Source organism: Pseudomonas sp. LBUM1647 (assembly GCF_059716175.1).
This window is the reverse complement of sequence record NZ_CP166809.1, coordinates 3,847,309-3,859,931: the sequence shown is the minus strand read 5'-3', so window position 1 is coordinate 3,859,931 and position 12,623 is coordinate 3,847,309. Positions and strand designations below refer to the sequence as shown.

At 59.2% G+C, this 12,623-nt stretch carries 9 protein-coding genes; 7 read left to right on the top strand and 2 right to left on the bottom strand.

The window, feature by feature from the left end:
- Positions 1-63: 63 nt before the first annotated feature.
- Entirely contained in the window at positions 64-1,023 is a 960-nt protein-coding gene (locus ACA059_RS17560; protein WP_056741656.1) for a LysR family transcriptional regulator, read from the bottom strand.
- A gap of 120 nt (positions 1,024-1,143) precedes the next feature.
- On the opposite strand from ACA059_RS17560, the gene ACA059_RS17555 reads away from it, so the two are divergent.
- Positions 1,144-2,340 carry a fumarylacetoacetate hydrolase family protein gene (locus ACA059_RS17555; RefSeq protein WP_497630294.1) on the top strand — a complete coding sequence of 399 codons (1,197 nt, stop codon included), beginning with the start codon at positions 1,144-1,146 and terminating at the stop codon, positions 2,338-2,340.
- Between the two features lie 67 nt (positions 2,341-2,407).
- Positions 2,408-3,775, top strand: a complete 1,368-nt coding sequence (locus ACA059_RS17550) for an MFS transporter (protein ID WP_497630293.1) — start codon at positions 2,408-2,410, stop codon at positions 3,773-3,775.
- 132 nt (positions 3,776-3,907) lie between these two features.
- Here ACA059_RS17550 and ACA059_RS17545 read toward each other — a convergent pair whose 3' ends face one another.
- The gene (locus ACA059_RS17545; RefSeq protein ID WP_497630292.1) at positions 3,908-4,636 is read right to left on the bottom strand and encodes a class I SAM-dependent methyltransferase; all 729 of its coding nucleotides are present in this window, start codon (positions 4,634-4,636) and stop codon (positions 3,908-3,910) included.
- Positions 4,637-5,082: 446 nt separating this feature from the next.
- Here ACA059_RS17545 and ACA059_RS17540 point away from each other — a divergent pair, with 446 nt between their 5' ends.
- The 5 genes from ACA059_RS17540 (at position 5,083) to ACA059_RS17520 (ending at position 12,609) form a co-directional block, all read left to right on the top strand.
- Positions 5,083-7,224 (top strand): TonB-dependent receptor family protein, encoded by a 2,142-nt coding sequence (locus tag ACA059_RS17540; protein ID WP_497630291.1) that lies wholly within the window; start codon positions 5,083-5,085, stop codon positions 7,222-7,224.
- A gap of 76 nt (positions 7,225-7,300) precedes the next feature.
- The gene (locus ACA059_RS17535) at positions 7,301-9,001 is read left to right on the top strand and encodes an ABC transporter substrate-binding protein (RefSeq protein ID WP_497630290.1); all 1,701 of its coding nucleotides are present in this window, start codon (positions 7,301-7,303) and stop codon (positions 8,999-9,001) included.
- Complete coding sequence (locus tag ACA059_RS17530) at positions 8,998-9,930, top strand: ABC transporter permease (RefSeq protein ID WP_497630289.1); 933 nt, start codon at positions 8,998-9,000, stop codon at positions 9,928-9,930. Before ACA059_RS17535 ends, ACA059_RS17530 begins: the two co-directional genes overlap by 4 nt.
- A 25-nt stretch (positions 9,931-9,955) precedes the next feature.
- Entirely contained in the window at positions 9,956-11,269 is a 1,314-nt protein-coding gene (locus tag ACA059_RS17525) for an acyl-CoA dehydrogenase family protein (protein WP_497630288.1), read from the top strand.
- Entirely contained in the window at positions 11,266-12,609 is a 1,344-nt protein-coding gene (locus tag ACA059_RS17520) for an LLM class flavin-dependent oxidoreductase (protein WP_497630287.1), read from the top strand. Before ACA059_RS17525 ends, ACA059_RS17520 begins: the two co-directional genes overlap by 4 nt.
- Positions 12,610-12,623: the final 14 nt, after the last annotated feature.

The following is a 12,623-nucleotide window of genomic DNA, read 5'->3' as shown; positions in this document are numbered from 1 at the left end:
AGACCTTTGGATTGATCGATAACCTTTACTCATTGGTTCAGGGTTTTCTGAGTAAAACATCGCTCAACGGTCGCCAGCTTCCCGTCGCAGCCTGGCAAATTCCAGCAACGTATCGGCGAATTCCCGGGCAGCTTCGCTCAGGGGTTCGTCCTTGCGCGTGATGATTCCGTAGTCCTGGGGCTCGACCTTGAACGGCGTGTTGAGCACTTTGAGCAAGCCGCTCTGGACCTGCGACTGGACCATGGATTCGGGCAACATCGCGAGCATCGGTCCCGATTGCAGCAATTGCAGGAAGGTTGGCATCGAGATGGTCTCGACCGTGTTGGTGGGTGTGCGCACATTGAACTCGGCGAAGGCACTTTCCATTCGCCGCCGTATGGGGGCATTGAAGGGGTACATGACCCAGGGCCAATCGCCGAGCTGATCGGTCGCCACTTCATCGAACTGCGCCAGGGGATGGCGACTGTTGACCACCAGGCAAAAGGGCTCGGGCCCCAGTGCGCGAAACTCAAAGGGCTGCTGATAACGCTCATCGGTGAAGCGGGCAATGATCAAATCGAGTTTTTTATGCTCGAGCATTTCCAGCAGTTGATTGCTGGTTTGCTCGATCACTTCGATGGACAGCATCGGGCGGTCCAGCTTGATCCGGGTGATGGCCTCGGGCAGCACGACCGAGGTCGCGGCGAAAATCGCGCCGACTTTCAAATGGCCATGTCCACCTTTGCGCAGCTTATTGAGCTGATCGACGAAAGATTGCGTGTCGTCCAGGGTCATCCGCGCATAGCGAACCACAAACTCGCCGAGCTCGGTCAGGACCATGCTGCGGGTTTGCCGTTCGAACAAGGCAAAGCCGAGCAACAGTTCGATGTCGCGCAACATCTTGCTGATGGCGGGCTGGGTCAGGTTCATCAGCTCGGCGGTGGTATGCATGTTGCGGGTCCGGGCCAGGGTATCGACCAGCATCAGGTGCTTGATCTTGAGCCATTTGCTGACGCTGGCGTAGGAAATCTCGTCGTTTTCCATAAGTCGCTCAAATCTGATTGATAACGAAACGATATCAAATGCTGAAAATATGTCATTGGGATTTATCAACACACTCCACTAGTTTTGCCTGGTCGTTATCGAATTGACCTGGATCTGCATATGCCCGAGCTGAATTTGACTGGTAAAAACACTCTCCCGATCGATGGCCTGGAAGGCACGCTGATCGGTCGCGCCTGGGTACCGGGGGAGGCCGCAGGCCCGTCGCCGGTGGTACTGCGCGCCGACGGCGTGTTTGATGTGTCGCAGGAGTTTGCGACATTGAGCGATCTGCTTGAGAGCCCGTCACCGCTCGAGGCTGTTCGCAGCGCCCGGGGTCGATACATTGGCAGTGTTGACGAATTGTTGGCCAATACGGGAATGGGCTCCGACCCCGCCAAAGCGTTCTTGTTGCCACCGGTTGACCTGCAAGTGATCAAGGCCGCCGGTGTGACATTCGCCTCCAGTATGATCGAGCGCGTGATTGAAGAGCAGGCCGGTGGCGATGCGGTCAAGGCCGAGAGCGTGCGCAACGTGGTCAAGGTGGCTATCGGCGACAACCTGCGCTCGATCAAACCGGGTTCGACCGAAGCCGCCCGGCTAAAGGGTGTATTAATCGAGCAGGGGCTGTGGTCACAATACCTGGAAGTGGGCATCGGTCCTGATGCCGAGATCTTCACCAAGGCGCCGGTCCTCGCTTCCGTCGGCAGTGGCAATGAGGTCGGGATTCATCCTGAATCAAAATGGAACAACCCTGAGCCGGAAATCGTCCTGGCGGTAAACAGCCGAGGCCGGATACTCGGTGCAACCCTGGGTAACGACGTCAATCTGCGTGACTTCGAAGGTCGCAGCGCATTGCTGTTGAGCAAGGCCAAGGACAACAATGCGTCTTGCGCGATCGGCCCGTTTATTCGCCTGTTCGACGAAGGCTTTTCTCTGGATGATGTGCGCCGCTGCGTGGTCGACCTGGTCGTCGAAGGTGATGAAGGTTTCATCCTGCGCGGCAGCAGTTCGATGGAGCAGATCAGTCGCGATCCGATGGAGCTGGTAGCCCAGACTGTGGGCAGCAATCACCAGTACCCGGATGGTTTCATGCTCTTCCTGGGTACCCTGTTTGCTCCGACGCAGGATCGTGAAGAGCAGGGCAGCGGTTTCACCCACAAGCAGGGCGATAGCGTCAGCATCGGCAGCCCGTTGCTGGGCACCCTGCACAATCGCGTCACCTACAGCAATCAAGCCACACCATGGACGTTTGGCCTGCGTGCATTGATGGGCAACCTGGCGGCTCGCGGTCTGGTGGCAGGTAAATCACTCCACTGATTTGCCTGCCAGAGGTTGCCGGCAGATAAAAACAGTGGTCGCTGGACAATAATAATAAGGCACACAAATGATGACCAAAAACACAACAAGACCGGATCACGCGGCAGCCATCGAGAGCGCCATCGCCAAATGCAGATGGAAGCTGTTGCCGTTCCTGGCATTGATGTTCGCCCTGGCAATGATCGATCGCTCCAACGTCGGCTTCGCCAAGGCGGCACTACAGACCGATATCGGTTTGAGCAATGCCGCCTTCGCCCTGGGCGCGGGTATTTTCTTTATCGGTTATGCGATCTTCGAAGTCCCCAGCAACCTGATGTTGCACCGGGTCGGCGCACGGCTCTGGCTCAGCCGGATCATGATAACCTGGGGGCTGGTGTCCGCCGCCATGATGTTCACCCGGGATGAAACAACGTTTTACGTACTGCGATTTCTGCTCGGTGTGGCCGAAGCGGGCTTTTCCCCAGGCGTCATCCTGTACCTGACCTACTGGTTTCCGGCCCAGCGTCGCGGTCAGGCCATAGGGATCTACTATTTCGGCTTGCCAATGGCCCTGATGCTGGGCAGTCCGCTGTCGGGCTGGTTGCTGGAAATGCATGGCATGTTCAACCTGACCAACTGGCAGTGGATGTTCCTGGTGGAAGGCTTGGCGGCTGTCGTCGTGGGGATCATTGCGCTGTTCTACCTCAAGAGTAAGCCACAGGACGCCCCTTGGCTGACCCGCGAAGAGAAAGCCGCCCTGAGCCAGGAGATCGAGGCTGAAGACAAGCTCAAACTGGCCCATGGCCCGAACAACCTGTTGGGCCTGATGCGCAACAAGCGCGTGCTGAAGTTCATCCTGATCTACTTCAGCGTTCAGGTCAGCGTGTACGGGGTCATCTTCTATCTGCCGACCCGGATTTCGGAGCTGCTGGGGACCAAGGTCGGCTTGGAGGTGGGCATGTTCATTTCATTGCCATGGCTGTGTGCCGCCATCGCCATGTACTTTGTGACGCGTTATGCCGACCGGCATGGGGCGCACCTGAAGATGGCGATGTGCATGCTCGGTATGGCGGCCCTTGGTATTGCGGCGTCGGCCTTGCTCAACAGTTTTGCACCGGTGCTGTTGGCATTCTGTTTCGCAGCCGCAGGTTTCGTGACTGTTCAACCGCTGTTCTGGACACTGCCGACCGGTTACCTCGGTGGGGTCGCCGCGGCAGGTGGTATCGCCCTGATTGGTTCCATGGGCAACATCGGCGGCTTCGTCGCGCCAATGCTCAAGGCCAATATGGAGGTCTGGTTTACCGATCCACGGGCAGGGATGTTGTCGCTGTCGGCAGCGGGGCTGGTAGGGGTTTACCTGTTATGGACGTTGCGCGTGCCGAAGGGGCAACTGCAGGTCAATCAAGGTCCGCTGGACAGGGTGGCAACTAACGTCCGGGCATCTTCGAATCCTTGAAACCACAATAGACCGATAAAAACAGCCGAAGCCTTTTAAGCGCTTCGGCTTTTTTTGCCCATTAATCCTGCCCGTGTGACGGCATCCGTGCGGTTTTGCGCAAGTCAGCTTTCGTCTTTGGTAATTAGAAACTCAGCGGCTGGCCGATACGATCAGCATCATGGGTCGCTCGACTTCATCGGAAAGGGCAGGGCGATCAGCAAGATCGGCTTCGGTCGGGCCCCATTCGTTCACGTGATCGAGAGTGAATCCGGTTTGGATCAGCAGGTTCAGTAGCGTGCCCAGCGTTCGATGCTGTTTGACGACGCCGTCGCTGAGCCAGTTCGTCAACCGGGGACCTTCCACCTGATAACTGTCTACCGGCCATGACTTGTGCCCTTGCGCGTCGATGATCCAGTCCGGTCGGCGTGACGCCATATAGATGGGATGCTCAATTGAATACACTAGCCTTCCACCGGATACCAGTGCGTCATGTACGGTGCGCAATAGCCCTGCCAAGTCACTGATGTAATGAAACGCGAGTGAGCTGTAGGCCAAGGTGAAACCGGATTTGGCAAGTTCAAGGCGCTCCAGGTCGGCCCGCTTATAACTCACCCGTGAGTCGTGTGTGGTGGCGACGGCGCGCTCCAGCATCTTCTCCGAGACATCCAGCCCCAGCACGCGCTCGGCGCCCTGGTCGGCGGCCCATCGACAAAACCAGCCATAACCGCAGCCCAGGTCCACGACCTTCTGGCCGGACATTGGCGGCAGTAACGATCTCAACGCCGGCCACTCGGGGGCACCGGCCAGTCCTTGGCGCGAGCGGGGCAGTTGGCTGTATCCGTCGAAGAACTCGGGGTTGTCGTAGATATTCTGGGTCACTGACGATCTCGCTGGGGATGTGCACTTCGGCTTCAAGTAAAAAAGTCTACGAGCAGGCTACAGGTTAGAGCAAGCGTGTGAATCGCTTAACCTTCACGGGGAACGTTATATGCCAGTGCGCAACTATCATAACCAGATGTTCATTTTTACTGCCCGTTGATTATAAGTAAGCCTTCACTGTTGCCAGGACGACATCAGCTGAACACAGTGCCGTCAGAATCACACTTCATGCTGCTGATCAAAAATAATATGTCATTGAAATAAAAGAGATTTACGGTTTGGCATAGCGTGTGCAATGACCCCCCTTGAGGAATATAAAAATCAATAAGCCTCGCCCGTATTCATACTAAGGGAGTCGAGCTTTGGAAGTATCTTTGCGTGTAAAGGGGCGAACTTACGCAAGCGTAAGGCCAAAAAATCATCGGGGTGTGTTTAGTGCATTGAGCATGAGCCTTGTGTTGCTGGGGACGCATCAAGGCGTGTGGGCCGCGGAGGTGAATTCATCAGGCGAAAGTGAGGAAAATACAGCGTCCGCTGATTCAAAACGTCTGGCCACGGTTGTCGTGCAGGGTCAGCAGCTCAGCGAAAAGGAACAGGCGAAACAGGTGCTCAACGAAGTCCCTGGCGGTACTGCGCAGGTGGATTCCGCTACCGTGGAAAAACGCCGCGTCGCGACCAACCAGGATGTGCTGGCTTACCAGCCGGGTGTTTATGCTCAGTCAGTTGGCGGCGCGGACGGGATCAAACTGTCCATCCGCGGCTCGGGTATCAACAAGGGCGTCAATTACTTCCGTTCCGGTGTGTTCTTGATGTTCGACGGTCTACCCGTCAGTGGCCCTGGTGGTACGCCCTATGAGTTGTTCGAGCCGCTGGGGCTGGCGCGCACCGATATTTTGCGTGGCGCCAACGGCTTCGATTACGGTTCGCTGACCCTGGGCGGCGCGGTGAACTATGTCACCAAAACCGGCTATGACGCGGCGCCCCTGGAAGTGCGTTATGAGGCGGGCAGCTATGGCTACCAGAAGCGTCAGATTGCGTCCGGTCAGGTGCTCGGTGACTTCGACTACTACTTCAGCCTGACCGACTCGGAACAGGACGGTTATCAGAACCATACCAACGGATCGAGCAAGGGCTTCGCCGGTAACTTCGGCTACAAATTCAATCCGAATATCGAAACGCGTTTTTACCTGCGTTACCGAGAAACCGATAACGACACCGGTGGCTTGCTGACGCGCGATGAAATCGCCCATCACCCGCGTCGTGCCAATGCCACCAACCTTGCACAAGATGCCTCGCGCAAACAGCCGGGTTCAACCTGGGTCGCCAACAAGACCACGATCCATCTGGATGACAATTCCCGGCTGGAACTCGGTGCGGTGTACCACGACTACCCGATCGACATCCTAGGTGGGGTGAACCGCGCGAAGTGGGGCTACAGGGATGTTTCCGCTTCGGTGCAGTACGTGCGTGACGACGAGCTTTTCGGCCACGCCAGTACGACCCGCGTCGGGTTGCTGTCGACCAAACATTTGCCGGGTGAGGGCTTCCAGAAGACCTATGTGCGGATTCCGGCAGGCGCCACGGCCGGGTTACCGGTAGGAACGCTGATTCGTGAAGCGAGTTACGAAGGCATGGATAACGTCTTCCATGTCAGTAACGACACCGAGCTGGTCAATAACCTGTGGCTCACCACGGGTCTGTCGATGATCTACACCAAGCGCGAAACCGAAGTGGAGTACCCGGTTACCAATGATCGCTACGAAAAGAATGACTGGGACTACGCGCCGCGTATAGGTCTGCGCTACGACTTCACCCCGAACTTTCAGGTGTACGGCAACATCAGCCGTTCTGTCGAGCCGCCCAGCGACTGGCAGATCCTGACCACGCCGCCGAGCTTCACCAGCGGGCCCGCCAGAGGTCTGGCCCGTGCAGGCATGGACCTGGTCAATCAGACGGCGACCACCTTTGAGCTGGGGACACGGGGCAAATTCGACAGTAACGTCTGGAGCCTGAGTTACTACTACTCCAAGGTTAACCATGAGTTGCTCTCGGTTGAAATCGTACCGGCGACCAACACTACGGCGGCGATCACGGCGGAATCCAACGGCAGCGCGACGATTCACCAAGGTGTGGAAGCAGGCCTCGAATCAACGCTATGGCAGGGCAGCGATGTCAACAAGCTGACCTTGCGCCAGGCCTATACCTACAGCGATTTCCACTTCGTCAACGACGACAAGTTCAACGCCAACGAACTGCCGGGCATCCCCAAACACTACTACCAGGGTGAGTTGCAATACGACTTTGCCAACGGTGTGTACGTGGGGGTCAATACGCAGATCGGTTCGAAAATGTCGGTGGACTACGCCAACTCGTTCTACACCCGGCCTTATCACGTCTTCGGCGCAACCATCGGATGGAACTCGCCGAAGAAAACCTGGCTGACCTATCTGGATCTGCGCAACCTGACCGACCGCCACTACACGACGGTCGTCAGCCCGACGTACGACGATGGCGGCGTTGACCGTGCGCGCTCTTATCCAAGCGACGGCTTCGGTATCTACGGTGGCGTGAGTTATCGCTTCAACTGATTGACACCCCAACTGCGCAGCCACCTGGTCGCCCACTGCCAGGCGCTGGCGCCCAACTTTTTGATGGAATGAACGCGTGAATAATCGATGGTATTTCCGCGCAGTGGCGGCGCTTTGCCTTGGATTGACGCTGGGTGGCTGCTCACCCGCGAACGACGCTGGAAAACTGTCCAGCAGTCAAACGAACACTGCTGAAGTCGACAGCGCACGAGACTACCGTGAGCAGTCCTCGGGCGAGTCCGGTGGCACGCTTCGGGTGTCCGTGGCGGCTGACACTGGGTCGCTGGACCTGCATGCCATTTCCCACACCAATTCACAGTGGCTGGGGCGTTTGCTCTACGACAACCTGGTGTACCTGGATGAGAAGGGCAACATCACGCCCTGGCTCGCCAAATCCTGGGATATCTCTCCAGACGGACTGACGTACACCTTTCACCTGCGCGACGACGTGACCTTCAGCGACGGCTCACGCTTCGATGCCAAGGCGTTGCAGATCAATCTGGAACACATGAGGGCGCCGGCCACCCAGTCACCCCTGGCGGCGGCGTACATCGCGCCGTATGTCGATGGCAAAGTCATCGACGACTTCACCTTTGAAGCGCACCTGCGCGAACCCTACACGGCGTTTCTCAATGTGTTGGCGCAGTCGTGGCTGGCCATGATGTCGCCCAAGGCAATCACCGAAAATCCGCGCAGGCTGAGTGAAGCGCCCGTCGGTTCAGGCCCCTTCGTCGTCGAGCATTACACCCGTCAGCAAGGCATCAGTCTGGTGCGGCGCAATGACTACCATTGGGCACCTGACTTCATCAATCACCCGGGGCCGGCGTATCTGGAGCGGATCCAGATCGATTTCGTACCCGAGGCGATGATCCGCTACTCCTCACTGGTCGCCGGGCAGTATGACCTGACCGTCGATGCTCCCGCGCAGAATGCCCAGGCGATGCGCAATGACCCGGAACTGGTCATGGACAGAAGGATCAGGCAGGGAAACCCCAATCGCGGCATCACCTTCAACACCTCCAAAGCGCCGTTCGACGATGTCAGGGTACGCAGGGCCTTTGCGTTGGGTGTCGATCGCGAAGGCATCGTGCAGATGAGTGGTTTTGGCGAGTACCAGCCCAAGAGCGATTTTCTTGCGGCTAACACGCGTTTCTACGATCCCGCGTTTGCCGGCGCACTGGTTTATGACCCCGCAACTGCCAACCGTCTGCTGGACGAGGCCGGCTGGAATCAGCGTGATGCGCAAGGCTATCGGGTGCGCGATGGTCACCGTTTGAGTGCCGAGGTGTTGCTGGCCGAAGGCATCACTCCTGTTGCCGACACCGTCGCCATTCAGTCGGACGTCAAGAAGCTTGGCTTCGAGTTGCGTATTGCGCAGGTGCCACCTTTGCAACTGGCCGAGCGACGTAGCGCCAATCTTTTTCAGGCGGTGGGCTCCGGCGTTTGGCACACCAATACGCCGGACGGTCTCTACATTCTTTATCACAGCGGCGAAATCATCTCGCCCCAACGCATCGGGCAAAACACCGCGCGCTTGCGTGATGCGCAGCTTGATGACTGGCTGGGCCAGGCCCGCCACACCACTGACTCGGGGCAGTTGCAAGGTCTTTACCGCAAGGTCCAGCAACGTCTGACCGAATTGGTTCCGGCGGTGCCGCTCTACGAGAACTATTCGCTGAGCGCTCACCGGCAACGTGTCAAAGGCATCGTCTACGACACCTCGCACAACACGCCGTTCTTTACCTCGGTCTGGCTCGACAGCAAGGAGTCGAAATGAAAATCCTCAAGCGTATTGTCTGGCGCCTGCTGGCCGGCGCCCTGGTGTTGTGGGGCGCGGCGACCCTGTCTTTCGTGACGCTAAACGTCACTGCCGGTGATACCGCGCTGGCCATCCTCGGCGGCCCCGATGCATTGCCGACGCCTCAAGTGCTGGCACAGGTGCGCGCCGAATACGGTCTCGATCAGCCCTTGATCGTGCAATACGGACGCTATCTCGGACGTCTGGCCGAGGGCGATCTCGGCAATTCGTACCGGTTGCGAATCCCGGTGGTGAAGGCGATTTCCCAGCAGATCGGCGCCACGTTGCAACTGGCTGCGTGCGCCGCGGTGCTGGCGGTTCTGGCGGCGTTGCTCCTGGCCTTGCTGACCGCGCATCGCGCGCGCTGGATCCGTTCACTGTCGTCGGGTTCCGAATTGGTACTGACATCGGTTCCGAGCTTTGTGCTGGGCATCGTCCTGCTGCTGATCTTCTCTTTTCAGTTTCATCTGCTCCCGCCGGCCGGCTCCCAAGGCTGGAAAACCATGGTCTTGCCGACACTGACGCTGGCGCTTCCGGTCATAGCGGTGCTGACCCAGGTGCTGCGCCAGGAACTGGAGGATGTGCTTGAGCTGCCCTTCATCAGCATGGCCCGTGCACGCGGGATGTCGGAAGCCGGTGTGCGCCTGCGGCATGCGCTGCCCCACGCGCTGATTCCGCTGGTGACGCTCTCCGGTTTCATTTTTGCCAGCCTGCTCGGCGGTGCGGTGATTACCGAAACCCTGTTCGCCCGGCAGGGCCTTGGGCGACTGATGATCGAAGCCACCACCAACAAGGATATCCCGCTGGTACTGGGCATCACGTTGCTGGTGGCGTTGATCTACGTGCTGGTGAATCTGATTGTCGACCTGTTGAACAGTTTTCTCGACCCCCGCGTGGTCGAGTCATGAAACCTCGTAATTCAAGGAAATTCCCATGAACGCAATCAACGCTTCTCTCGTGGATCAGGACCAGCACGACGCCAGTGGCGTGCCCACGGACAATGAACTGCTCAGCCGTTTTCAGCCGGTGTTCGACCGAATCGCCGCCGGAACGCTGCAGCGCGAAGAACGTCGCGAGCTGCCTTACGAAGCCGTCGACTGGCTGCGCACTGCCGGGTTCGGCGCCCTGCGTGTGCCGCGCGCGTTTGGCGGCATCGGGGCGACGATGCCGCAGCTGTTTCGTTTGCTGACGTTGCTGGGCGAAGCCGATTCGAATCTGCCACAAATCCTGCGGGCGCATTTCGGCTTCGTCGAAGGTCGCCTCAATGACAGCGAAGACGAGCAACGCCAGCGTTGGTTTCCAAGGGTGGTGGCCGGCGAGTTGTTCGGGGCGGCGATGGCCGAGCGTACTGGCGAAACCCGTAACAGCGTGACTCTGAGAAAGGAGGGTGACGACTGGCGCGTCGACGGCGAGAAGTATTACTGCACCGGCACCCTTTACGCCGACTGGATCGCCGCTTCCACTGCCGATGGCGACGACCATGTCAGTGTGGTGATTTCCACCACGGCAGCCGGCGTGACACGCCTCGACGATTGGGACGGTTTCGGCCAACGCTTGACCGGCAGCGGCACCACGCGCTTCGACAACGTACTTATCAGCGACGACCAGGTGATTCGCCGCTTCAAGACGGCCGAAGGGCATGGCCAGAGCTACATCACGGCGTTCTATCAACTGGTGCATCTGGCGACCCTCGCCGGTATTTCCCGAGCCGTACTGCGTGATGCGGTGGCGTTCGTCAAAGGTCGCACGCGGACTTTCGGCGTGCCTGGGCAATCCATTCCCGGGCATGACCCTTTGGTCCAGCGCGTCGTCGGTCGACTGTCCAGCCTTTCGTTCGCCGCCGAAGCCGTGGTGGATCGCGTGTCGGCGGGGGTCGAGGAAGTCTGGCAAGCCCATCAGGCCGGCACGGCCGATGCTGCGCTTTACGCCGCGGCCGAGATCAAGGCCTATCAGGGCCAGCAGGTCGCAATCGATCTGGTGCTGCAAGCCACCACGTTGCTGTTTGAAGTCGGCGGGGCTTCGGCCACCAGCACGCCGCGTCACCTTGACCGTCACTGGCGCAACGCCCGCACCGTGTCTTCGCACAACCCGGCGATTTTGCGCGAGCGGGCGCTAGGCGATTTCTACTTGAACGACGTCACACCGAGTGAGGCGTGGGCCGAGCGACTGGCCAAAGACAAGGCTGAAAAAGACGCCAGCGCCACCCTGGAAACCACCCCCCAAACCACCGAGGAGCAAACGCCATGAGCGCGTCGCAGAAGCAAATGAGCATCGGCATGAACATCCTGGGCTTCGGCGCGCACTCAGCGGCGTGGCGCGTCGGTGAAGTGGCGGCTGATGCTTACCTCGACGTGGAGTATTACCGCAACATCGCGCGTATTTCCGAGCGCGGCACCTTGGACGCGATCTTCCTCGCTGACGGTCCGGCCCTGGCGGGTGACGTTTCCAGCTCGCCGGCCGGGCGACTGGAACCTACGGTCTTGCTGACAGCGGTGGCGCTGGCGACCCAGCACATTGGTGTGATCGCCACGGCGTCGAGCACTTATAACGATCCCTACAACCTGGCCCGGCGCCTCGCGTCGGTGGACTACCTCAGCGGTGGCCGCGCGGCCTGGAATGTGGTGACCAATGCCGGTGACGCGGCGGCGCAGAACTTCGGTTTGCGTGGCGCGCCACTGCATGTCGATCGCTACGGCAGGGCCGATGAGTTCGTCGATGTGGTGCGCAAGCTGTGGGACAGCTGGGAGGACGACGCGATCATCGGTGACCGCGTCAGCGGACGTTTTGCCGACCCGTCGAAGGTGCATGAGGTCGATCACGTCGGCGAGCATTTTTCGGTCAAGGGCCCGCTCAATGTGCCGCGCAGTCCTCAAGGGCATCCGGTGTTGGTGCAGGCCGGTTCATCCGAGGGCGGCAAAGCCCTGGGCTCGCGCTACGCCGATGCAATTTTCACCACCCAGACCACCCTTGAAGACGGCCTGGCGTTCTATCAGGAAATGAAAAACCGTGCCCGGCAGTGGGGCCGCAATCCGCAGCATTTGAAAATCATGCCGGGCCTGTCCACGGTGATCGGCAGCACCGAGGCGGAAGCCCAGGCCCGTTTCGATCAGCTCAATGGTTTCAATGGCGACGGCGGCCTGATCGATCAGGTGGCAAGGCGTATTGGTATCCCGGCCAGCGAACTCGATCTGGATGGCCCGCTGCCCTGGCATCGCATCGGCCCGGTGGAGAGTTTCGAGGCCGGTTCCCATGGCTTCCTGGAGGCCCAACTCAATCTCGCCCGCCGGGAAAACCTCAGCGTGCGCCAACTGTCGCAACGCATCCTCGTCGGCCACCGCCTGGTCGTCGGCACCCCGGAACAAGTCGCCGGCACCCTGGAGCACTGGTTCCTGGCCGGTGCTGCCGACGGCTTCAACATCATGCCGGACATGTTCCCGTCGGGCGTCGAGATCTTCGTCGACGAAGTCGTGCCGTTGCTGCGCAAGCGCGGAGTGTTCCGCCACGAATACACCTCAACCACCTTGCGCGGTCACTTGGGCTTGCCGACGGTGACCAGTCGTTATGCCGCTCAGCGCGAAAGTGCCTGATCAACCCTTCTACG